The sequence below is a fragment of the Variovorax sp. WDL1 genome (assembly GCF_001541225.1).
GTDB lineage: Bacteria > Pseudomonadota > Gammaproteobacteria > Burkholderiales > Burkholderiaceae_C > Variovorax.
In genome coordinates this window covers 44,455-67,230 of the sequence record NZ_LMTS01000271.1, presented here as the reverse complement: position 1 = coordinate 67,230, position 22,776 = coordinate 44,455, and the positions used below count along the sequence as shown (strand labels likewise).

Here is a 22,776-nt window from a genome sequence, read left to right as displayed (position 1 = left end):
GTTCATTTCTCCATCGCTTCAGGCGCGCGATCCGGCAGTGCCGAGCGGCGCTCGATCGGAATCAGGTAGTTGAGCTGCGCCCAGAGGCCAGCTGTCTCCATCTCGAGACGAACCCGTTCCATGCGCGTGTCGATCTCCATGCGCCGGGCCTCAAGCACGCTGCCGAGCAGCCCGCCGCCCCGATAGGCCGCCATCGCGGCACGCGTGCGCTCCGAGGCAAGTGGAATCAAGGTCTTGTCGTAATGGGCCAGGCGTTCCCGGTTGCTCTGCCACTCCTGCAGCCAGCTGCGCGCCTCTGCCAGGCGCTCGCGAATGGCTTCCGCGCGTTGGTCGTGTGCCTGATCCGCCAGGGCCAGCTTGGCGGCAAGCTCGCGGTCCTGGCGTTTCGCCGGGTCGACTTGCAGCGGAATCGAGACATTGACGGAGACCATGTTCGAGTACGCCGGTCCGCGCTGGCTGTACATCAGCTCCACGCTCCAGTCGGAGCGCTTGTTGCTCCGGGCCACCTCGGCCTCGGCGCGAGCGACTTCTTCTTGCCTAGCCAACATGGCGATCTGCGGGTGATCCGCAATCTCGGCGTCCAGATTGCGTTCATCGAGGGGGAGATTGGCCAAGTTCGGTGGTGCAGCCAATGCCCGATGAGCGTCGTCACCGACCCAACGCGCAAGCTTCGTCTTGGCCGTCGCGATCTGCCTGTCGGCCTGCCGTATGCGGTCGTCGATCAGGGCAACAGCGGAACGCGCGGCGAACGCATCGGCCTGCGAGCCTCGGCCGCCCCGGTAGGCGGCGTCGGCGGCGTCGATCTGGAGGCCGGCCTCGTCACGCTGAGCGACCAGAATGGCACGCACACGTTCCCGGTAGTGGCGCTCCAGCCAGGCGGCTGCGGTGTCGCGCAGCAGACTGGCGAGTGCCACAGCACGGCCTGCCTCGGCCGCCTCTGCCTCGCGCTCGAAGCGGGTCGCCCTGGCCTGGCGCTTGTCTGCGCGAGTCAATTCCTGCATCACGCCAATGGAGCGCATGGTCATGAAGTCGCGCGTCAAGCTGAAGCGGTCGGCGCCGTTGACGGGCAGGTTGTTGATTCCGGCCTTGAGCGTTGGATCGGGCAATTGCCCGGCGGCGACGGCCATCTCGCGCGAGGCTGACGCGGCCGCATCCTGCGCAGGGAGCTGGCGCGAGCGTTGCTGCGCCAGCTCCACTGCGCGCTCTAGCGTCAGCGCGGGCTCCGCGTGCACGCTCAGGGTCGCGAGCGTCAGGCACAACGCGGCTGCCGCGAGCGACAGGCGAGCTCGCCTTCCTCGTGGTGCGGCCAGGAATGAAACGATGAACATGAAATCTCCAGACAACGAACAACGGCTTCGTGTAGCGCGCCCAGTGCGTCGGCGCGAGCAGGAGCTCATCGGCGCAGGCGAGCACGACCGATGCGCCGAACCGACCCTGTCGAGGGTCGTCAGCGCAGCGTCGTCTGGGAGATCAAGTTCGGAAACAGCAGTGCAGGATGGCGTGCGGCGGATCCACCGAAGCCAATGCACTCGAGACAGTGGCCGCAGGGCGCGGCCGCATCGCGACATCCGTCGCGTAGGGCGTGATGTAGAGAGTTGTGAGCAGCACAGGCGGCACCGTCAGCGTCGAAGCGTGATCGCTTTGCTGACCGGTGCGGCAATGCTCCGCACAGAGATTCGGAGAGGAAGTGTCGGACGCTCCGGCCATGTCGCCGCAGTCCATGACCTGAGCTCCCGCCTGCTGCGGGTTGCCGCTCGGCTCGCGCAGCGCCTCGCGGCTCGGAGACATTTCCATCGTGGTTACGGCGCTGGACAAAAGCGTGGGGCATGCATAGGCGGCGATCGCCATCTGCGCGAAAACCAGAACGCCAATCAGCGCGCGACCTATTGTCTTGAGGAGTTGGCGCTTCACGGAAGCACCTCCGCGTCCGTCGAGCAGTCAAGTGACGAGGTCATTCCCCAAGCCAGACAACGAGTCATCGTTGGCAACCGCGCACCTGCACCATGACGTGCATCGTTGCAGGCGTGAGCAATGATCAGGTTGTCGCTCATGTAAGGTCAACGTCTGAGCGGAGGATGCCCGGACGTCGATCGATTCTAGTACGCCATGCCGCGCATAAGGAAGCGCGGGGCCTCTTCCCGTAGCAGCCCGACAGTCGGAACGGACTTTCACGGGAGCGAGAACGCAGCACTCCGGCGCAACGGTCGCTACAGTGCCTGGCGACCGGGCCGTGACCAGCGCCGATGTGCATCAGGATGACAAACAGCATGATCAGGACGAGCACGGCGGTCCCAACCACGTACGCCCAGCGTGCTGTCCTGATTCTTGGCTCGCGGTCGGGTTCTGCGTAGGCGCTGCCAGGCTGCGACAGCATGCGCCGCTCGTACTGCTTGCGCTTCCCATACCGGGTCATGCCCCATGGCTTGTACAGCGACAGTGCCACGGGCGCTAGCAAAACCAGCAAGCCCCCACCGGCATGAACCACGAGCTCCATCCTCGCCGCGCGAAGATCCGCATCGGACAACGTCACCTGTGCCGCTATACCCGCCACATGACCAATCAGCTCCATCTTCAACAACAAGACGAAGGTGACAAGGACGGTGAGCAGGAGCTTCACCAGCACCCAATAGTGCCGAAACAAACCCCATGTGGTGCCCAGTGACTGGACAAGCCCTGTGAGCACCGAAGCGAAGGCCAACGGAACGATAACGAGCCAGGCGGTCAAGTCCATCGCGAGATAGGCGGCACGGACGATCTGAGCATTCCGACTGGTCAGACCCGTGACGGCGAGCGCCAAGAAGCAAGCGACCGCCCCGAGCAGACCAACCGAGGAAGTGACGTGTGCGCCGAGCGCGAACTTGCGCAGGCTCGGGGGCATGGTCATCGCCGCCCGCCCCCTTGCAGTGCCCAGGCCCCCACCGTCACCAGGCTTCGAGCAGGGCGTGTGCTGGAAGATGGTATTTGGCGCTGCACTGATTGCACCGTCATCAGAGTTCTCATGCAGACACTTTATCGATACACGCTGTTCATATCAAGTCATGTCGTCTCCTTCTTCGACACTCGCTGTTGCGGCACCTATACTGGTGTAGTGCCAAAACTGTGGAACGAGACGATCGAGATACACCGCCGTGCCGTACACGATGCGATCTTGGATACGGCCGCGACGCTGGTAGCTGGGGACGGCCTGCTCTCGGTAACGATGTCCCAGATTGCCGAGAAGACCGGGATCGGGCGAGCGACGCTGTACAAATACTTCCCGAGCGTCGAAGCGATCCTCTTCGCCTGGCACAGGCGTCAGATCGCTCAGCATCTCGTGCATCTCGCGACGGTGCGAGACCAAGCAGGCGGCGCTCGCGAGCGGCTTGAAGCCGTACTCGAGGCCTATGCGCTGATTACCCGCGAGCGCCATGGCCACCACGACTGCGACTTGGTTGCACTCCTGCATCGAGACAAGGAGGTGGCCCGCGCACAGCAGCAGCTGCGCGACATGATCAGAGACCTGCTAGCGGAGGCCGCGAGGGCCGGCGAGCTCCGCAATGATGTCTCGCCTGACGAGCTCGCGAGCTACTGTCTGCACGCTCTTACGGCGGCAAGCAGCATGCGCTCCAAGGCTGCAGTTCACCGGCTTGTCGCGGTCACTCTGGCTGGACTCCGCCCTCTGCAGCCGTTTCAAGTCCGGTGAATTTGACCCTTCACTTCAACGCGATTCGAACCCAAACGTTCGATGACATGTATATTGATACCGGTTTGAAGCTCCGGGCCGATGGATTGGGGGGAGCAGAGAGAGGTTAGGCGATCAACGCAACCTAACAAGCCAGGCCAAGCCCAGCAGGCATGCCACCGAAGCCAAGGCGGTGGCTACTAGCCCAGCCGGCCCCTGGGCGAGAGCGGCAGGCCGCGAAGGGTGAACCTTCGTCGTCTGGTCGCCTGGCACAGCCGCAAATGGCGAGTAGATAGCCCCACCTACTTCGACGGCACTCGTGCAGGAGATTGAAGTGGCCTCCGTCAAGCCCTCACCAGAGCATCCTTGCGTCTGCGCACGAACGTGCGCCGACGCAACAAGGGCCGAGATCAGCAGTAAAGAGAATCCGAGAAAGCGAAGCATGACAGAACTGGCTGGTGCCGGACGGGTGAGGCCACAACACGTCGCTCACCAGTTCGGCTTGCATATCCGTTAGTCGGCATCGGCCGCCGCCTCGCTGTTGCTCCCGGTATGGCGCCCCTTGAGCCCGCGCAACGGCTGATAGTCGCAGATGTTCCTTGTCTTGCAGAGCATCTCCCGCATGTCGTTGATGCCCTCGATCTGCGCCTGCTGAATGCCGCGGCAGTAGCGCTGGAGGGCCGCATGCTTGAGGTCTGAGGCAACAAGACAGTCGGTGGCCATCGTGACTGCGAGGTAGTGGTGACGGCTCAAAGTTTCCATCCAAAGATGGTCGAAGTCAGCACCTGGCCGTGCTTCCTCGAGCAGGCGGACCTGCCGGCGGCCCTGCGGCGTCAACGCCGGCTCGTGGTTCATCCCGTACCACTCCTTCAAAAATCGCTGGGCCGTCATGATTTCTTCTCGCTGCATCCGATTCTCCCGCCTCGCCATGGACTTGATTTCATCCATCTGTGCCTTGGCCTGAGTGGGCTGAAAGCCTGGGGTTCCGGAGGTGCCCTCCGCCGGATTGGGAAGCGTTGGATCACGCGTAGGGTCCGTCCCAGCAGCCAACTCCGTGATCCGGAGTGCCGAGAAGTGATGGTCGATGATCGACGTGAGGAACTCTCGTTCGAACTGAGAGGTCAACCCCACGCCCGGCGCATCGGCATGTGAGATCGCAGCTGCTCCTGCTAAGGCGAGCGCGATGGCAGGCCATCTCAACCTTGAGAAGAGGGATCGCGGCGGCATGACAGTGGCGGACTGCTGGCTCATATCACTTCTCCTTGGAGTGAGGGTGGACCGATGAATGGTCGGCCGGCCGAAGATGGGGCTTGCCCTGCCGGGCGCGATAGATCAGGCAATCGCTCGCGATGCGTTCTTGTGGGACGGGAACGCTTCGTGTCGTCCGAGTCGAGCCGATCTCCTGCTGAGCTGGCGCTCCCAGCCAATTAATTCATTGCACCAGTCCTGCGAACGCAGCAGCCGAGTTTTGAGGAAGTTGATATCAACCAACGCGCTCCGACTTCGCGCGGCCCTCGCAACGATCGCGCAGCGAAGCCACTCTGGTCCCTCGACCCCCGAGACAGGGCCTCTTGGCTTTCGCATTTGGCGGCACAGTTAGTTGCCAGCGCTCGCTCGACCTTCTTCGCGTGTGCGCGCCTTGCCTTTCCAACGGCCGCCGGCCGCCCCACCTCAACACCCCTCAGGGGGTTCAAGATCTCATGTGTCTATCGGAGATGAGATGCATCGCGATCGTCTTCCACCGAAGCAGGGCCAAGATTCCGCTCAGCTTGAACGTGCATTGGCCGCGGCCCTTCCTGCCCGGCATCTCGACGACATCCGGATGACGTTGATGCGCAATTTGATGCAAAATGGAAGCGACATTGATTCAGAACTAGCCATGCGTACCACTGTCACCATCGAAGACTCTCTTTTCGAGAAGGCGCTCGAAATGGCCGATCCCGAAATGGACAAGGCGGAGATCTTTCGCGAAGCGATCCGCACGTTCGTGCGTGTTCAGGCGGGAAAGCGCCTCATAGCGCTCGGAGGGACGGCCCCCGATATCCAGGACGTGCCGCGTCGTCGAGGCGAGCCGGTCTCGGGATGAGCGTGCTCGTCGACACCTCTGTTTGGATCGACCATTTCCGCAGCGGCAACGCCGCCCTCGCAAACCTGGTCGGCTTGGACCTCGCCTTGACCCATCCGATGGTGATCGTTGAGCTGGCCTGTGGCACTCCGCCTTCTCCGCGGGAGCGCACGCTTGGCAGTCTGAGCCTGCTGAGGACATGCAATCAGGCCACGTTGGACGAGGTGCTGGAATTGATCGAACGCGAAAGGCTGGACGGACTCGGGTGTGGATTGGTCGACATGGCACTTCTTGCATCGACCCTCATCACCCCTGGCGCACGCCTATGGACCCTGGACCGGCGCCTGTTTGAGCTGGCGCAGCGGTTCGACGTTGCACATGGCCTCCACTGAAAGCGCAGTCATGGAGCGCAAAAAAACTGCTTGGGCCGCATCGCCGCTTCCTTTGAAGACCACATCCAGAATGTCAAACGAATCGCAAGAGCCGCATCCCTCGCAGCTCGATCTGCTGCTGGCGCAGTACGCTGGCGGGACCATGACCTCGCGGGAGCTCTCTTGCGCGACGGGTCTCGCCTTTGGGGAGATCCTGGTTGAGCTGGGCAAGCGCAACCTGGCACTGCCGCGTGTGAGCGCGGAGCGCACGCCTGCGCAGGATTCATTGCTGGAACGTGCGCTGCGAGACGGCGAATGAGTTCCGACGGCAAAGGAAGCCAAATGGGCCAACCTACAGTGCAAGCCGCCTCCGGCTCGTCGGCGGTCAATCTGACGCCTCTGAAGCGCAACCACGCCCTCCTCGACCCAGCCCAACTGTCCGACATGGCCGAGGAGGCCGCTCACGACCTGATGTCAGAGGGCGAGTCCAGCAACACGCGGGCGTCGTACCGGACGGCGATGCGCTACTGGGCCGCCTGGTTCGGCGCACGCTACGGCCGCCAGATGGACCTGCCGGTGCCGGTACCGGTGGTAGTCCAGTTCATCGTCGACCATGCCGAGCGCTCCACCAAGGCTGGCCTGGTGTGCCAGCTTCCAGCCGAGATCGATGCGGCACTGGTCGAGGGCGGCTTCAAAGGCAGGCTCGGCGCGCCGGCGCTGAACACGCTGATGCACCGGATCTCGGTGCTGTCGATGGCCCACCACCTCGCCAAGCAGCCCAATCCTTGTACCGACTCCGCGGTGAAGGCGCTCCTGAGCAAGACCCGCAAGGCCTACGCCAAGCGCAACGCCACTCCCCACAAGCAGCGCGCGCTGACCAAGGAGCCGCTCGAGGCTGTGCTGGACACCTGTGACGACTCGCTCAAGGGCAAGCGTGATCGCGCCCTCCTCCTTTTCGCCTGGTCATCTGGCGGCCGCCGGCGATCAGAGGTCTCGGAGGCCGTGTTCGAGAACCTGCGCCGCGTCGATGAAGGCGGCTACCTCTACACGGTGGCCAACTCCAAGACGAACCACACCGGCAAAGTGAAGCCCGAAGACGTGAAGCCAGTCGTCGGCATGGCGGCCGAAGCGATGGACGCCTGGCTGAAGGCCAGTGGGATCACCTCAGGCCCCCTCTTCCGACGGATCAACAAGGCCGGGAGGCTGGGCGAAGACGCCCTCACCGGCACGGCGATCCGTGACATCGTGAAGGCGCGCTGCTCGCTCGCCGGCGTGGGCGACGACTTCTCGGCCCACTCGCTGCGGTCGGGCTTCGTCACCGAGGCCGGGCGGCAGAACATGCCGCTGCAGGAAACCATGGCCATGACTGGCCACCGCAGCATGGACGTCGTAACAGGCTACTTCCGCGCCGGCGCGGCGCAGGTGAGCGCTGTGGCGCGGATGATGGATCGAACGAAGCCGACCGGTCGCTGAAGGAACCAGCCCGACAACCCCGAGACATGAGCAAGCACTTCTTCACGACTCTCTTGATCGTTCTGACCGCGGGCACCGCCCACGCGCAGGCGCCCGATTGCACCCCTGACGAAGCTGATCGTCCAGGATGCCAGTGGCCCAATCGGCGGTCCCTCAACGAACAGCTGGAACGAAGCAAGCGGGTGGCCCCGCAAGTGGAAGAGTCCGTAGCCAAAGCGTTGCGGAATGGACCTGCGCCGAGAGCGCTCGATTTGTCATTCGCCCATGCTGCAGAGGAGCAGTCCGCCGCTGAACTGGCCTGCCATACACGCCTTTCCAAAAGGCCTACCAACGCCGATATCGAGCGATGCAAGGAAGTTGGCCGCGCTGCAGCCGCGAGCTATCTGCAAGGGCACAAATTGCACCGCGCAGATGAGTAGCTGGCGCAGGCCGCGATTCAAGGGCCCGTGTGACGCACGAACCGAAGGACTTTGCGCGGCGGGTTGCTTGCCACCCGTTTCCCCGTTCGATTCCTTCGACGTCGCCAATCAACGAGCAAACGGGCGGTCTCGGCCGAAAGCTTCAACCGCTCGGGTGCTTCGTGAAAATACCGGCCCGTATCGGGGTATCTTGCAGAAAGACTCGAAGGAGAATGACCGATGAGCTTCGACAGCCCGCCATACAACCCATTCCCGGAGCCAGCGCCCGACACGGCCGAGCCGCTGGAGGTCTTCCGCGCGATCGCGACGGAGCACGGCCTGATCCGGCCCGGTGATCCGCTGGATCAGAATCTCGTCGATGCCTTCACTGCGCTGGTCGAGCGGGCGGCCACGATCGCAGAAGAGTACGAGACGGAAAACGGCAACACGGGCCAGCACATCCGCGCCGTGCTCTACCCGAACTGACGGCGCCCGGTTGCGCACAGGTGGGTCACAAGGCGCGTGACGGTCGGCTGCGCCGGATGCGTTTCCACGCACGCCGGCCGACAGCGGCTGCAATGCTTGGAAGGTTCCCACGTGATTGGTGTAAGCCCGGCCGGCTTCGTCGATCACGCGCAGCTCGCTCGCAGTCGCGCTGGGTTCGCTCAGGGCCGCTCCATCCTCCGTGGTGGTGGACCTGCAGTTGTGCTGCACGGTGCCCCATGACGAAGGGCCCTCCGTCAACTTTCGTTCGTCCGGAGGGCCCTCGCAGTCTCGGATTGCCGCGGAGGGTTTTGCCGAAACCGTATTGTCATTGTCTTCTGCTTCCTGGCCCTCGCCATACGTCTGGCGCCATACTCGATGTGAGAAGTGTCTTGCGGGTGGAGGAACATTCCGACTGCGCAATCAGTGCACCCAGTCCTTGACCGACTCCGGATCTACGGCTGCGAACACAGCTGCAAAGTCATAGACCGCGTCTGGGTTGCACTTGCAAGGTGCTGCGGCTCCCCCGCAGGAACAGCCGCCCTCGGTGGCGACCTCCGAAGGGCGGTCGGTGTGGACTTCACAGACCCAGCCTGACCAGGCGCAGACCGGACAGCTGACGGACTTCATCGTTTACCCCCTCGCGCGGAATCCGCAGCTGATATCTGCGCCGGCTTCGTGTCGCCTTTGTTCAGCGAAGCGCGAGCCACTGTCGTTCCTGCTTGCCACGGCGCGCCTTACTTCTTCTTCAGATACTCCCGGACCTTGTCCGCCTGATTTCCCACTGCGGCGACTGCCTTGCGCAACTCGTCTTCAGTGACACCGAGCGACTTGGACCAATCCCTGACCTCGTAGTCCTCGTTCAGGTTGATGCGGCTGCGGTCTTGTCCGCCCACCTTGCTCTTGTCGTCTGCCATGTGGTTCTCCTATTTGAGCCAACCAGCGTGCCGAATTCGAGTTCGAGCGGTGTAGGTGACCGTCCTTCGTGACCGTGGGATCAGCCGAACGGCGGCGTCAACTTTCTACGAAAGAGCACGAGCCATCGCGCTCATCTAGGCGCGGCCTGCCCCACGCTCGGGCGGCAGGGGCGCAGTCGGGCCGTCATCAAGCAACCGGGCTGCCCGCGCGAGGGATCCGTGTTTGGCGAGCGGCTCGGTCACGCCTCGCTTCTCGGCCAAATTTCTGCCCAATCTAGAGGAGCGGGGTACTTCGCTTGATAGGCCTGAAGCACGCCCGTCGGCTGCCGCGCGAGCCAACTATCAAACTCCTCTGCATACGCTTCGCCCGCTCCCATTCGCCATCCCATTGACGTCCTTGGCAGGTTGGGGTACCTGAGCCATGGCGGATACGGGTAACCGTCTAGGTCGGTACCGCCGATATAGGGTGACCACAGCGGGTCCACCGGAATGTTTACGTGGTTTCGTACTTGACTGTCGAGCAAGTTCGACACATCGAGCGCTGCATCTTCCAACGTCAGAAGGATCTCGAGTGGTTGCCTCTTGCTCCTGGTGTCCTTCGCTGCGATGAGGAAGCGTGGCTCTATGCGCAAGCTCTGCACCACGTCCGACAGCCTGAAAAACTCGAAGCTCGGACTGCCCGTTCCCACATCGGAGATGAGGGCGACGATCAGATCCTTGCCGATCGACTTCGTCACGGTTTGATGGGTGAAGCGAATGTTGTGGTCGATTTTGTTGGAACTGGCCTTAATCTCGATGTGATACGTGCGGCCTTCATGCTCTAGGACCGCGTCCGCTAGTTGGGGGTTGGCTGTTCCTCGGCCCTTGTTCATGGTTGGCCGCAGGCTGCACCCCGGAAGCCGTTCCTGGAGGTAGACCTGGAGGTAATCGAAGGCTTGGAGCTCTAGATCTTTGGGCAACATGTTTGAATGACGGGCGGTGAAAGGAAAGCGGAAGAGATTAGCGGAGCCGCCCTTGCGTAGCAACTAACCTGGTCGACCTGCTGCACCGTGTGTGTCCGAGGCCAATGCCTTCGACGTCGACTTCGAACCATTCCGCGTCAGCAGCAAGGACATCGCCGCGAAGCTCGCACCAGTCCGCTGGTAGTAGGATTGGCGCAGCCGACAGGAGGTTTGTAGTGCTGCCTTCCGCGCGTGCCGAATTTGAATCCAGCTCCTTTGGCGCCGGCGAGAACCGCGCGGCGTTGTCGTCGCCTGTCGACCGGGCGCTATCGTGACCAAGCTGAAGGCCGCACGGACGCGGATGAAGCTCACACAGGCAGAACTGGCGCAGAAGCTCGACATACCGCTGCCCGAGTACAGGCGCCTAGAGCATGGCGATGATGAGCTCTCAGTTCGATACGTGATGAGGTTGCTTCTTCTTGCGCAAATGAACGGTTGGGAGGACGTAATGCCCGAGGACCTTTGCGACGACGAGACGGCGGCCCAGGTGCAAGAGGAGCTCAACGAGTTCAATTTCGTGGGGCGACTTATGGCCCTATGCGACTCGATCGACGTGCTGCCAGTGATGTGCGAAGTTCATGGCTGGCATGAGGCTCCTCACGCCCATATGGACGCAGATTCCTTTCTTGAGACGCTCGCGCGCGAGGCGGAAATGGTCACCGCAGTGTTCATTGATGTCGAAGAGATCGACATGGATGCGCCACTTGCGGAGATCATGGGAACGATCGGATTGCCATGGCCGGATTTCGATGAAGTTCCTGAGAAGCATCAGGAGGCGTTCAGGCACGTAGAGGCAGAACTTCGAGCTGCCTTTCTGGAGGAACGCCCTACATCTGATTGGATCCGCACCGAGGCGGTCTACGACACGGGAGGCGGACTTCTGAGAGCGACCTCGGTCATGGCCCCTTGGTATGACGACCTTCGCGACTCCGTCCTATCGTGGCTTGACGAGCATCGTGATCAATTCCTGGCGATGGGGGTTGATGTGGACACGGATCCAGAAGAGCCGATTACCCGCCACTGACGAAGGCCTGGCGAGCCCGGATCGACGTCAGGCTATCGACGACATGATGAGGTGTGATCTCTCCCGGCGATCTAAGCAAGAGCCCTGCAAATCCTCGGGCTACCACCGATAATCCCGAGAGCCAATGTCGTCGGCCGTTGCTGCTTAGTTTTGCAGCGTCTCCTGCAACTTCACAGCATGCAATGATCCTCTTTCCTCGCCCTCGAGTCCTTTTCCTCGTCGCACTTGCCCTGGCCATTCCGAGTTGGGGCGCCTCCCTCTTCGTCTTCTACCTCGCATTCAAGCGCCCCTATGACAAGGTGGCCCGCAATGCCATCCTGGCATTGGCCAAGAGCTCCATGGAGAAGCGGCGGGCAGGGCAGCTAGTGAAGGTCAATCGAGCCGCGATCGAAGGGGTGTTCTCTAAGTTCTCGGACCCCGCCATGACCTTGAAGTACGGCATCGGGGTGCCTTTCGTGAGATGGGGCATCCTGACGCATCCAATGCTCAATGACGGCAAGCCCTTTACCCTGCGCATTGACAGCAATGGTGGGGCCATCAACGTTGAAGCCAGCCCTGGGGAGGCCTGGTGGCTCCTGACCGATCAACTTTGGCTCGGCAGACGCGGAACCGCGCCTGGGCTTCCGGCAAACGTGCGCATCAAGACTGGTGAAGAAGTCGAAGACCAAACCTTCGAGGACCCGGAGAACGCTGCTTTCTGCATGTTGTTCATGGAGCTGGCACATCGAGGCGAAAAGATCGAAGTGCCGTCCCTGAGCTACGGCCGCCTATCGGACTTTGCGTTCGACCACAAACTGGGCGCGGAGTGGTTTCCAGACCACATGGGCATGCGCTTCTATGTGAACCTGAACGGACGCGACTACTGGGCCTGCGCCGACAACCTTGACCCTTCCAAAATGGACGCCGGGGGAGTTCGACTGTCCGCCGGGCATTAGTCGTGGGGCCCAGTGAGGTCGCTCAGTACATGACGCCAAGCCTGTTGGCGCTCGCGCGGTCGTTTACCTCAGTTCCTCCATCGACGTCGTGATGAGGGCGCTTCAGGGCGAAATCCAAGCCTAGATAGTGCACGGAATCAGAGGCTTGGGCACCATTCGCGCGCAGTCGAATATTTCGCGCGAATGCTGTGTCGCGGTGTTTAAATTCGGGTCACCATGCATCCGAACGACTTTCCCGTCCTCTGCGCTGCTGCGCGCAGCCTCTCCAGGCTTGAAGCCGCCTTGAAGACCATCGCTGCCGCCGTGGAGGCGGGCGAGATCCGCAACGCCGTCCTCCAGGAAGCGAAGTCTGTCCTCTCGAATGCCGTGAGCGAGGCCTGGAGCCGAAGCGTCGCCGATCGCCACTTCTCCGGCGAGGTCTGGCGCAACGGCAGCATGTCCGAGGAGCTTCAGGACCTCTACTACAAGGTGAACGTCTACGGCCTGCACGATGTGCACGCCGCGGCAAAGCGCGTTGCGGCGACGAAGGTAGAAGGCCCAGCCGTCGATGCGATGCGGGCCGTGCTGCAGGAACTGCTGCCCCTCGCCCAGGCGGTGACGGGGCTCAAAGACAAGATCGTCAAGGGCCGTGCGCCCACGCCGCCGCGCGCGCCGGCGAACCCCGACCAGCTGCGCATGTCCTGCGGCTGCTGCCAACGCCCGATCGCGGTTATGGGGGGCGAGCCCACAGGCCGGATGGCCCACCACGGATACACCCGCCCCGGCCACGGCTGGCAGACGGCCAGCTGCCCGGGCACCAAGTTTATGCCGCTGGAGACGACGGACGACGGCCCGCGCTACATGCTCTCCATGCGCGTCGACCAGCTGCGACGCGAGGAGGCCGTGCTGGCGCGCTGCCCAGAGCTGACGGAGCTTTCGGTGCTCGTGCGCGAGAAAGGCGTGAAGCGCCTAAAGAAGATCACGCGCGACATGCCCGGGTGGAAGAAGGTCTACGACGCCCACGTTTGGGACATCGAGCGGGACATCGCCGGCCTCAAGCGCGAGATCCCCCGCCTGAAGAAGATCATCGACAGCTGGCGACCAGAGACAGAGGCAGCCACTGCTGTCTTGACTCAACGGCATGGCGCGATCCCCGACAAGTACCGCCCTGCAGATGCCAATGCGGCGGCGGAACGGGTGGCGGATGATGCCGCGGGCTCAGGTGAGGAAGCCCCCGAGGACGCCGGCGAAGAAGACCAGCAACCGGAGCGCATCAGCGGCTGAAAGGCGCTGCTCTACCATCGCCACGAGATTGGAAAGGTGCCTGTGCGACCCTCACTGGTGCTTGATCTGAAGCGGGCTGCCGTGCGGGAGGCGGCGGGCCGCTTTCCCGTGACGAACCTGCGCGTGTTTGGATCGGTCCTGCGCGGCGCCGACCAGGTCGGCAGCGATCTCGATCTGCTGGTCGATGCGCTGCCCGGCGCGACGCTGTTCGACCTGGGCGGCCTGCAAGTCGAGCTCGAGACACTGCTGGGCGTTCCCGTCGATCTGCGCACCCCCGCCGACTTGCCTCCCGCAATCCGTGCGAGGGTGCTCGCCGAGGCCACTCCTGTCTGAGATTCAGTTCACGTTTCTGATCGCGCGATCGGATTCGGCTCACCAGACGTAATCTTGGTCCTGGGGCGGCTCGGGCTCGATGACGAATAGAGGCGCGGGATGGATTCTCAGTTTCAAGTTGATTCCTCGATCTCAGCTCCGGAGCGCATTGATCTCGTGCCGCGCCAAATTTATTTCGAGTTGTCCTTGCGGGTTCAGTAGTCGGCTCCGTAAGCTGATTTGCATGAACGAGCTGGCCACGATCACCCTTTCCTCCGACGACACTTACTCCAGCGAAGACTTCCGCCTCGTAGAGCGATTCCAGACTCTTGAGCCTGGGCACTACTGGCGCCGCAAAGCGGAAAGCAAGCGAGGTCTTCCCCAAGGCGTCGTGCTGCTGTTGCTGGACGTGGTTGAGTTCGACGGCAAGCCGCATACCGTGAAGCTGGCCACGCATCCCTTGGAGGGCGGCGACGGCCGGTATGAGTTCCTCGTGGGCGAGTTCCTGGATGACTGGGAATATGCACCAGACGGCGCGGAGGTGCGCGAGCGCGAGCTGCGCCATCTCCAGACCGAGATCGCCGCAGCGAACACCGAGCTGCTCGAAGGCCAGATCAACCCGGCCCTGATCGCTCCTGCGATTCAGAAGGACCTCGACGCGTGGGAGGCAAAGCGAGCAGAGGAAGCGAAGCGTGCGGCGAGCGAGAGAGGTGAGGAGCCTGCTTCCCTGGTCAACCCCACCGCCAGTTCCGAACTGATGGTTCGGGGCGGCAACGTGCGCACCGACCTCGCATTCGTTGCAGAGCACCGGCTAACGCAGGAGGACGTCTCCGCGATCCGCGTGACGGTCGAGCGTGAGGCGGTGATTGCCGAATCGAAGGTGCGGTGGCTGACGACGCGTACTGACGCGATCGCTTCAAAGGTCCGGGCCATGACGCCGTTCTTCAAAGAGAAGGCTGCCGTGGCGCTGGCGCAGACCTCCCACGTGCGCAAATTCACGGACGAGCTCATGAAGGGGCTCGCCTCGCTCGACCTCTACACCGGCAAGAACGTCGAGGTCGTGACGATCAAGGAAGGCGCGCCCGCGCCGGCCGAGGAGTTGCTGACCCTGATGCAGCGCAAGCTCTTCATCGAAGAGGAACTGGCGGTCTGGGCAGATCTCGAAGCGGACTTCGATTACTCGAGCATCGAGCTTTTCGACGAGCACATTGCCAAGTCGCCCGCCTTGCTTCAGCAGATCTGCCCAACCGCGCGCTGTGTGGTGGCGGTGTCCATGCGCCGGCGCACGGTGGACTACGAGAACATCGATCCTCAGGAATGGATGCGCCGCAATCACCAGAACAGGGCCGTGTTCCTGCTGGTGCGCAATGGCGAGAACCTGCATCGTGTCTACAGCGGAGAGCCCACCCACGAGCTGGTGGCCCGGCTGTTCCCTGCGCGGCAGGAGAACGAGGAGAACTTCAAGGGCGTTGACGGCGAGAAGATCTCGTTCAACCACATCGAGTTCACCCGCCGCATGGCGAAGCCCGATGCGGAAGCGCTGGCCTACAAGCGCATCCTGATCTGCTGTGTGGGCTGGATCACCGCCTGAAGCTCTTCGGCGACTGGTACGCCGAAGCCCAAGGCCTGGGCTTCATCTCGCAAGGCTTCCAGCAGCGCTGGATGCGGTTCATCGGCGACGATGAGGAAGGAACGTTGATCGGCGAATCGCGCCCGCCCTTCCACGAATGGCTCAAGTCACGCAACGACTACCTGCAAAGCGGTTCGCGCGTGCTCGCCTTCTATCCGAACCTGCTCACGGCGAAGACCGCCCCATCGTGCAGGAAGCTCCACTACGGATCGTCGCGGGACTGGGAGGAAAGCCTCGCGGAGCCGCTCGTGGACTCCGAGACCAAGATCGTCTTCAAGGACGGCAAGGATCTGTGCATCGAGGTCACCGTCAATCGGAAGACTTGGCGCGACGTGAAGCGGCCCCAGTTCAACGCCCGCATCAACCTGCTCGCATCGGAATCGAGCTTCGGCTATCTTTGCTTGGACGCGGTCTCGGCGGACGACCTGGAGTGGTACATCCAAAACCGTGCGTCCCGCGTGCATAGCGTGGCGTTCCTGCGCCTTTTCAAGCGCGCAGCAGTCGCAATCCGCGCCGAGGAGCAACTCGAGGGGCCGGCCCGCGCATGGATGCAGGCGGCCGTGGTTGACGCCGGGCTGGCCAATGCCGCCGGCGCCGCTTCCCTCGTTGGCGAGGCCGTGCGGTCGTGGCGTTGCGCGAATCGCGGCAAGCCGCTGCCGTCGCTGGGAGAGAAGAAGGCCTTCGACACGATCCTGAGCCTCGCCCATTCGCTCAGACGCACGGAGACGGACTTTGTCGAAATGGTGGAGGCTTACGCCGTCGAACACGGATTGCGGCCTCTACGGGCCGTCCTGACGGGAAAGAACCGCCTTGCGCTGTACGTCGAGGTTCCGGCCGCCGAGCGCAACGAAGACATCATGGAATGGCGCTGGGTGCGCCGTCTGAGCATCTCGATGAAGCCCAAGCTGCACGAGACCTCCCGCAAGTTCGTCTGGCTCAGCGAGAAGGGTGATGCCAAGGAAGTCGAGATCAAGAGCTGGCCCGAGCTCGACGCCTGGATCAACGCCTACCCCGAGCCTTTCCGTGTTGACCACCTGTTGTCCGTCGTGGACATGGTCGAGCGCGGCATGCCCACGCTATCGGAGGTGTTCAAGGGGGCCGGTCAGGGCGTGGATGAGGAAGCCTTCCCGCTCATGCACCGTGAGTTCAAGCATCGCCTGTGGAATTCCAAGTCGAAGACTGTCCCGTCCGTCACGATCAGCGTGCCGATTGCAGCCTATGCGAAGTACAGCCTTCGAAATCGCAACACCGGCGAGCGCCAGGTCGAGTCGCTGCGCGTGGTGGCCGTTCGTGCGCTGGCCTGCAAGTGGCTCCACCACTTCGGCGACGCGGCTCAGCGCGAGGCCACTGCGCGCACCTTCGCTGGCATCCATAAGAACAAAGAGCACGCCCGGAAGACGCTCGCCCTCCCCTTCGATCCGGGCCTTGACTCGGTTGACGGACGGTCCATCGACAGCATCGTCGCATTCGATGCGGCGTGGATAGAAGACGACAGCATCCGGGTGGCGCAGTCCTACGTGCGTGAAACGAAGCCGAGCAACAGTTTCGCGACCCTCACACGGGTAGAACGGTCAATCGACGAGGCGCTCTCGTTCTGGATGAACGACATCCGCCCGGAAGTCGCGCAAGGAAACAGCTACAGGCCGGAGAAGGTACTCGTGAATCCAGCCGCCTGGGACGGCGAGAAAGCGCTCTTGATCGCTGCTCTTGATCTTCAGACAAAGGAATCTGCATGACCACGACGTCCACACGCACGCTGAGCCCCATCATTCGGGACCGGGCTGGCGCTGTGCAGCCGATCCCCGCGGCGATCGCCGCGATCACTGGGCAACCGCTGACGGAAGTCGGTCGCATGCTGTGGCAGTGCATTCACGCGCTGAACGGGTTGGCGGGCGTCGACGGCGAAGTCTCTCCTGAGGACGCGAGTCATGCTGCGCTGCACCGATTCGGCTATCAGCCGCAACGCCTGTACGTCGACATGCGCCGGCACCCTTTGATGGGTGAGCTTCTCCGCGCCTATGCTGCTTCGCCGGGCCCGTGCGAGCGGCTCTTCGTGATCTGCGAGTCCGGTGATGCGTTCGCATTTATGGGCAACCAGGCATCGGCCTGGACCAGCAGCGCGCCGACCACCCTCACCGCACTGGTTCGAGCTGGAACGGTGGATCTGGATGTGCCGGTGCGCTTCGCCTTCACCGTCACGGCGCATCGCCTGGTGCCCATCGCCTCACCCGATCACAAGTTCCTCGAATCCATGGCCATCCCGGCCTTCGCGCTGGCCGACGCCTACAACATCGAAGTGCTGCCGGTCGGCTGGCCCTACTGGAACCTCAGCTTCCCAGGCGAGATGACCGACGGCGGGCCGGGCTCCGGGGCCACGATGGTCTGCGGCGAGCATGAGATGCTGAGCGTCATCAATGATCGCGTACGCCTGCACAAGCAGGCCGACGAGTCGGTTATGGCGCTGATGGATCGAGTAACGCACGCATGTCCCGCTCGTAGCGCGCCAAGTCGACCCAATCGAGCAGATAGATCATGTTGTTCGCAAGGCTCTCGCCACGATGCCGCTCCAGGTCCAGTTCGGGCGACTTCACGTCGGAATGTCCGTATCGCGCCATCTGATCGATGATCTCTCGACTCAGCCGACCGAGGTCGGGGTCGTTGTAATGCACATGCTGGTTGCGGGCGGCGTAGATAACGAGGCCGATTGGAACGCCCCTGATCTCCCGGCCTAGCGCGAACTTAGCGCCCGTCTTGCTATCCCCGATGATCCCTCGGACCGATTCGGGCGTCCGCGTATTCGTGGAATAGAGTTCGATCGCCTTGCAAGCGAGCTCAAGCACTGCGCCGGCGAGCGTCGCGCGTGCGAAGCGCTCGCCATGGAACTCCGTCTGAGCGGCGATGGATCGCTCAACAATCTCCGGATTGTTCTGGCGCCACTGCCGGTAGCGAGCGTCGAAATCTTCCATGCTCGATCCGTCGGAGACGAACGTAGAACCCTCGATGCCCTTCCCGAAGGCCCGGCGATAGTCATCGATCCCCTCTAACAACTTGGCGACGGCCGATCGGGTACTTGCAAGGAAAGTGGTTGGGGATTGCATCTCTCAATTATTCACCGGGCCTATTGCGTAGCTTTGCGGTGGTTCCGGTCACAAAAGAGAGGATCTGATCGTTGAACTCGATCGACCGAAGTTCGATTCCGCGTAGGTTTCTGGGGAGCTTGATGCGTGGACGCTAGGCGGATGACCGAATGGCGACAAGCTCCGCCCAGTTGCTTGCGGTCCGGACCTTCGGGCGCATTCGCCCCAGGTAGAGCATGGCTTGGGTCTGGTCCTTGAGCACGTAGACGCCGAGTTGAAGATCGGGCTCCCCGAGCCGCGCAGGCAGCGCCTCGTCCCAGCCATCCTCGGGGTTCGGCCACGGCGCCATGACGTGACGGCCGTCCCCGTGGGTGAACATGACCCAGGCCGAGCCGTCCTGGAGTCCGTAGTAGACGAAGGCCGACCGTGGCTTCCTCCAGGCAGCCCATGGGGATTGATCCACCTCCTCAGCTGAGGCGGGCAGCGTGCCTGGTGAAAAGGGCTGCATAGCGGCCGACTGCAGGGGTCGTGCCGTCTGTTCGCGTTCGTACTGAAGTCGCTTCGCACGCTCTTTCACCTGTTCGGTGACCTCCGCGATTTTGGCGTTCGCATCTGGCAGCCGAATCCACTGGAGCGTCGCAGCGGTGTCGATGTGTTGGACCGCTGAAGACAGGTCCTTCAGGGCCTCTCCGTCTGGCGGCAGAGGGACGTTGACGAGAAGGATGCCTTCATCTGGCGGCGACGGCCTCAAGCTGGCTGTCGAGGCCGTATCCACCTCGACGTACAGGCGCACAGCGGTCCCGCTTGAAAGGCGCAGGATCCCGACCGGCGCATGCTGCGGGAGGCGCGGCTCCCACATCTCAACCTTTCCCTCCCCGACTGCCCATGTGACCGTCTCCTGCAACTGCGGCAGCGGAGCAGGGGTGGTCACGGTCGACCTGTAGATCGGCAGTGCGGGAAACTCATGTTGCTGGAGCCGTTCGATTGCGATTCTTCGGAGCAGATTGACCGCACCTGCGAAGCAGTCGGGGCGCTCCTGGTTAGCTTCGTGAGCGAAGTGCCACGTGCGCACATCGCCTCGCTTTGCCACCAAGGCCGAGCCGCATGCGACGCAGCGACAGCCGCATTCGGCCCCACGTGGTACATCGCCCACGAAGCGGATGGCGCCCGTAGCATCAACACCGGCGAAGATCGGTAGGGAGTTCATCTGAGGGACCTCACGGGCCCGAGTTTGCCAGCCGGAGGGCCACACCTGCCTGTGCCCTAGCGACCCCGGGGCCGATGCCCGGACGGACTGTTAGGCGCTGGCGTGCCAGCGTCCTAGTCGAACCGGGCTGGCGACGTCAGGCCACGGCCAAGCCTTCCAACACCTCGTGGACCCATTCGAGATCCGAGTCGTAGAACGCATCTTCGATCTGGTTGCGGATCTGCTCCTCGGTGTTGCCCGCGCCCGCGGCGGCGCGCAAGAGGGCCACGTTGACGCCAGGGAACTCGCGCGCCATGCGCTCGATCGGGTCGAACGACTCCGCGTTGTTGGCCATGAAGAAGGCGTAGGCGAAGCCCTCGGGCGTCAGGCTGCGCTCGAACTTTGCGCTGCTCGACAGCCTGTGCATCTTCGATCCCTCAATAGGCTCCACCGGTGCGAGCGGCAATTCGTTGTTGAAGTTGCCGTACAGCTCGGTGCGCTTTGTATAGCTGTCGCCGAAGTGCCAGGGGTCGAACTTCAGCAGGGGCGCAGGGAGCTTGTTCTGCTCGCGGATACGCCCCACGGGGTTCTCCATCACCCAGACCGGCGGCCGGAACAGCTCGATCGTGCGCAGCGTCTGGCGCACGAGTTCGATGCTGGCCTCCGTGCGGCCGTCCTCGTCCTTCTCTTTCCACCATTGGGCGCCGCTGCTTGCGAAGTCGGTGCAGGGGGGTTGAGCGAGGATGGCCCAGACGTCGTCGTTTCCGTGCTGCTCAAGCAAGTTCTCCGCGTCGAACTGGCTGATGTCGCCCCCGGTCTGCAAGTCGTACGTGATCACGTTGTAGCCGGCGTCGACCCAGGGTTGCGCGAGCACGCCAGATGCGTCGAAGAGGCTGATGACGGTGCGGCATGCGTTGCGTCCTGCGACCTCGCCGCATCCCTGCCGGGCCGCTTCTGCCTTCCACGCCGCCAACTGAGCAGCGGCGGTCGCCGGTGATATGAAGGGTAGCCCCTTGGGGATAGGGCTCTTCGAACTCGTGCGCGGCAGCGAGACTTGCTTGATGCGAGGCCGGAAGGTCCCTTCGTGACGCATGGAGTCGCCGCGGGCCTGGCCATTTGCGGCAGCCTTGTCGTGGAGGCTCGGTCTCAGCGCATCGGGAAAGCCGTCATCGTCTACCAGGATGGCGACGTCAGCCTCGGGAAACAGGTTCTTGGTGGCGCAGGCGCCGCTGGTGCGGAACGATGCCAGGGATGGAACGGCGAGTTCGTCAGATGCGAGATACATGCAGAACAAAATAGCAAGTGCACGAACGATCCCGCAAGGACAGAGCTGGGAAAGCGCGAACGGGCGGTGATCGTGAAGTTCTGCTCGGAAGCGCTCTGGCGACGGCGTGTCCCATGCGCCCGCGCGATGACTAATGGACGTCTAACCCGTATGCTGCGCACCATCGAGGCTCTATCGGCGGGAACGAATGGCGCGTGCGTGGGTTGGAAACTTTGCGATGGCGGTCGCGCTCACCGCTCTTTCGGTCGGCGCATCGGCGCAGGCCTGGCGCAATTGCGTACCGGGATCGATCGGGCCGGGCGGCTGTGACTCCATCGGCCCCGGCGGTGGTCAATCCATCGGCCCGGGCGGCGGGATGTCGATAGGGCCTGGCGGCGGACTCTCTATCGGTCCTGGCGGGGGCCAGTCGATCGGCCCCGGCGGCGGGCAGTCCATCGGCCCGGGCGGCGGTCAGGATCTGAACCGCGACCGCAACCGAGGCCTGGATCCAGACACCATGCGGCCCTATCCCGGCGGCGGGTTGGCACCGCTTCCTGGGCTGCGACCGCTCGGTGGGTGACCAAAGCGGAACGCTGCTTGCCGATTAACGACATTGGCGTCGGCGTCGCCCTGTATTCCGGCCAAGCGGCAGATCCTGACGTCGCGCGTACGCCGCGCACCTCTTCCGTAGCGCCTCCAAACGTGGCAAGTTTCCTCCTTCCAGCGGCCGGACCTGGCCGCACAGAGACGGGGAAACCATGGCCGCACGATCCATCGCATCGCTCTCCCTCAGCTTCGGGCTCGTCTCGATCCCTGTGAAGCTTTACTCGGCGACCGAGTCGTCCGAGACCATTCGCTTCAACATGCTGGCCAAGGATGGCAGCCGGGTGAAGCAGCAGTACGTGTCCGAGAAGGACATGAAGACGGTCGTGCCGCGCAGCGAGATGGTCAAGGGCTACGAGTTTGAGAAGGACCAGTTCGTGCTGTTCCAGCCGGAGGAGCTGAAAGCGCTCGAGGAAGGCACGAGCCACGTCATCGAGATCGTGTCGTTCATACCCGAGAAGGAAGTCGATCCGATCTACTACGACAAGGCCTACTTCCTGGCGCCCGACAAGCGCGGCGCCAAGCCATACAGCCTGCTGCGCGCGGCAATGCGCGAGAGCGGCCGATGCGCGCTGGCCAAGTGGGCGTGGAAGGGCAAGCAGTACGTGGTTCAGGTTCGGGCCGCCGAGGACGGCCTGGTGCTTCAGCAGCTCCTGTACGCCAACGAGGTTCGCTCACTCGCGGATCTCGACATCGAGAACGTCCAGCCCACGCCGGCGGAGCTGAAGCTGGCCCTTCAGCTCATCGACCAGATCTCTGAGGACACGTACGACCCGACCATGTTCGAGGACGAGGAAAAGAAGCGGATCTTGGCCGCGATCGACGCGAAGATCGCCGGCAAGGAGGTAGTCGCCTCGGCGCACACGGACGAGCAAGCCGGCGCCCAGGTGATCGACCTCACCGAGGCGCTGATGGCCAGCCTGAAGCGCAAGCCCGCGGCGGCCGCGGCGCCAGTAAAAGCACCGCCAGCGGCCAAGCTCGCAGCAGCCGCCGACAACATCGAGGAAATGGGAGCCAAGCGCAAGGGTGCCCGGCGTGCATCAAAAGCCGAGGAGCCAGCGGAGACGCCCGCGCGCAGCCGCGCCAGGAAGTAAGCTGGCGCACCACAAAGCT

General features: G+C 63.1%; 24 protein-coding genes. 16 read left to right on the top strand and 8 right to left on the bottom strand.

Translation table 11 applies throughout. The annotated features are described in order from the left end of the window. Window positions 1–2 precede the first annotated feature (2 nt). The 3 genes from APY03_RS33445 to APY03_RS42910 form a co-directional block, all read right to left on the bottom strand. Window positions 3–1,328 carry a TolC family protein gene (locus APY03_RS33445; protein ID WP_068684079.1) on the bottom strand — a complete coding sequence of 442 codons (1,326 nt, stop codon included), beginning with the start codon at window positions 1,326–1,328 and terminating at the stop codon, window positions 3–5. 142 nt (window positions 1,329–1,470) lie between these two features. Continuing rightward, window positions 1,471–1,911, bottom strand: coding sequence for a hypothetical protein (locus tag APY03_RS33440; protein WP_083944733.1), 441 nt, complete (start codon window positions 1,909–1,911; stop codon window positions 1,471–1,473). Window positions 1,912–2,047: 136 nt separating this feature from the next. Continuing rightward, a complete protein-coding gene (locus tag APY03_RS42910) occupies window positions 2,048–2,884 on the bottom strand; it encodes a hypothetical protein (protein WP_068684075.1) in 837 nt (278 codons plus the stop codon). Between the two features lie 114 nt (window positions 2,885–2,998). On the opposite strand from APY03_RS42910, the gene APY03_RS33430 reads away from it, so the two are divergent. Beyond that, entirely contained in the window at window positions 2,999–3,682 is a 684-nt protein-coding gene (locus tag APY03_RS33430; RefSeq protein WP_198161346.1) for a TetR/AcrR family transcriptional regulator, read from the top strand. Window positions 3,683–4,174: 492 nt separating this feature from the next. Here APY03_RS33430 and APY03_RS33425 read toward each other — a convergent pair whose 3' ends face one another. Next, window positions 4,175–4,912 (bottom strand): DUF305 domain-containing protein, encoded by a 738-nt coding sequence (locus APY03_RS33425; protein ID WP_068684073.1) that lies wholly within the window; start codon window positions 4,910–4,912, stop codon window positions 4,175–4,177. Window positions 4,913–5,540: 628 nt separating this feature from the next. Between APY03_RS33425 and APY03_RS33420 the strand changes: the two genes are divergently transcribed. From APY03_RS33420 to APY03_RS33400, 6 genes are all read left to right on the top strand, one after another. Then, entirely contained in the window at window positions 5,541–5,747 is a 207-nt protein-coding gene (locus APY03_RS33420) for a type II toxin-antitoxin system VapB family antitoxin (protein WP_068684153.1), read from the top strand. Next, window positions 5,744–6,118, top strand: a complete 375-nt coding sequence (locus APY03_RS33415) for a type II toxin-antitoxin system VapC family toxin (RefSeq protein WP_068684071.1) — start codon at window positions 5,744–5,746, stop codon at window positions 6,116–6,118. Before APY03_RS33420 ends, APY03_RS33415 begins: the two co-directional genes overlap by 4 nt. A 10-nt stretch (window positions 6,119–6,128) precedes the next feature. After that, window positions 6,129–6,416, top strand: a complete 288-nt coding sequence (locus tag APY03_RS33410; RefSeq protein ID WP_198161345.1) for a hypothetical protein — start codon at window positions 6,129–6,131, stop codon at window positions 6,414–6,416. 23 nt (window positions 6,417–6,439) lie between these two features. Next, on the top strand, window positions 6,440–7,570 hold the full coding sequence (locus APY03_RS33405) for a site-specific integrase (RefSeq protein WP_083944732.1): 1,131 nt from the start codon (window positions 6,440–6,442) through the stop codon (window positions 7,568–7,570). 26 nt (window positions 7,571–7,596) lie between these two features. Continuing rightward, a complete protein-coding gene (locus APY03_RS42025) occupies window positions 7,597–7,989 on the top strand; it encodes a hypothetical protein (RefSeq protein ID WP_146039621.1) in 393 nt (130 codons plus the stop codon). Window positions 7,990–8,208: 219 nt separating this feature from the next. Beyond that, the gene (locus APY03_RS33400; protein ID WP_068684067.1) at window positions 8,209–8,454 is read left to right on the top strand and encodes a hypothetical protein; all 246 of its coding nucleotides are present in this window, start codon (window positions 8,209–8,211) and stop codon (window positions 8,452–8,454) included. 734 nt (window positions 8,455–9,188) lie between these two features. Here APY03_RS33400 and APY03_RS33395 read toward each other — a convergent pair. Both APY03_RS33395 and APY03_RS33390 read right to left on the bottom strand, forming a co-directional pair. Continuing rightward, window positions 9,189–9,368 carry a DUF3606 domain-containing protein gene (locus tag APY03_RS33395; protein ID WP_068684065.1) on the bottom strand — a complete coding sequence of 60 codons (180 nt, stop codon included), beginning with the start codon at window positions 9,366–9,368 and terminating at the stop codon, window positions 9,189–9,191. A gap of 239 nt (window positions 9,369–9,607) precedes the next feature. Continuing rightward, complete coding sequence (locus APY03_RS33390; RefSeq protein ID WP_068684063.1) at window positions 9,608–10,330, bottom strand: hypothetical protein; 723 nt, start codon at window positions 10,328–10,330, stop codon at window positions 9,608–9,610. A gap of 310 nt (window positions 10,331–10,640) precedes the next feature. Between APY03_RS33390 and APY03_RS33385 the strand changes: the two genes are divergently transcribed. From APY03_RS33385 to APY03_RS42010, 8 genes are all read left to right on the top strand, one after another. After that, entirely contained in the window at window positions 10,641–11,393 is a 753-nt protein-coding gene (locus tag APY03_RS33385) for a helix-turn-helix domain-containing protein (protein WP_146039619.1), read from the top strand. A gap of 182 nt (window positions 11,394–11,575) precedes the next feature. Further along, window positions 11,576–12,328, top strand: coding sequence for a hypothetical protein (locus APY03_RS33380; protein ID WP_068684054.1), 753 nt, complete (start codon window positions 11,576–11,578; stop codon window positions 12,326–12,328). Window positions 12,329–12,544: 216 nt separating this feature from the next. After that, window positions 12,545–13,591 carry a hypothetical protein gene (locus tag APY03_RS33375; RefSeq protein WP_068684052.1) on the top strand — a complete coding sequence of 349 codons (1,047 nt, stop codon included), beginning with the start codon at window positions 12,545–12,547 and terminating at the stop codon, window positions 13,589–13,591. Window positions 13,592–13,633: 42 nt separating this feature from the next. Continuing rightward, window positions 13,634–13,924, top strand: a complete 291-nt coding sequence (locus APY03_RS33370; protein WP_068684149.1) for a nucleotidyltransferase family protein — start codon at window positions 13,634–13,636, stop codon at window positions 13,922–13,924. 223 nt (window positions 13,925–14,147) lie between these two features. Beyond that, a complete protein-coding gene (locus APY03_RS33365) occupies window positions 14,148–15,494 on the top strand; it encodes a hypothetical protein (protein ID WP_068684050.1) in 1,347 nt (448 codons plus the stop codon). A 71-nt stretch (window positions 15,495–15,565) separates the two neighbouring features. Beyond that, window positions 15,566–17,269 (top strand): hypothetical protein, encoded by a 1,704-nt coding sequence (locus tag APY03_RS33360; protein WP_068684049.1) that lies wholly within the window; start codon window positions 15,566–15,568, stop codon window positions 17,267–17,269. Further along, a complete protein-coding gene (locus APY03_RS42015; RefSeq protein ID WP_146039617.1) occupies window positions 17,266–18,159 on the top strand; it encodes a hypothetical protein in 894 nt (297 codons plus the stop codon). Before APY03_RS33360 ends, APY03_RS42015 begins: the two co-directional genes overlap by 4 nt. Before the next feature lie 250 nt (window positions 18,160–18,409). Further along, the gene (locus tag APY03_RS42010) at window positions 18,410–18,577 is read left to right on the top strand and encodes a hypothetical protein (RefSeq protein WP_157103494.1); all 168 of its coding nucleotides are present in this window, start codon (window positions 18,410–18,412) and stop codon (window positions 18,575–18,577) included. Between the two features lie 187 nt (window positions 18,578–18,764). Here APY03_RS42010 and APY03_RS33345 read toward each other — a convergent pair whose 3' ends face one another. Then, window positions 18,765–19,817 (bottom strand): competence protein CoiA family protein, encoded by a 1,053-nt coding sequence (locus APY03_RS33345; RefSeq protein ID WP_146039616.1) that lies wholly within the window; start codon window positions 19,815–19,817, stop codon window positions 18,765–18,767. A gap of 136 nt (window positions 19,818–19,953) precedes the next feature. Continuing rightward, window positions 19,954–21,081 (bottom strand): DNA cytosine methyltransferase, encoded by a 1,128-nt coding sequence (locus APY03_RS33340; protein WP_083944731.1) that lies wholly within the window; start codon window positions 21,079–21,081, stop codon window positions 19,954–19,956. A 737-nt stretch (window positions 21,082–21,818) separates the two neighbouring features. Here APY03_RS33340 and ku point away from each other — a divergent pair. After that, the gene (gene ku / locus APY03_RS33335) at window positions 21,819–22,757 is read left to right on the top strand and encodes a non-homologous end joining protein Ku (RefSeq protein WP_068684040.1); all 939 of its coding nucleotides are present in this window, start codon (window positions 21,819–21,821) and stop codon (window positions 22,755–22,757) included. Window positions 22,758–22,776: the final 19 nt, after the last annotated feature.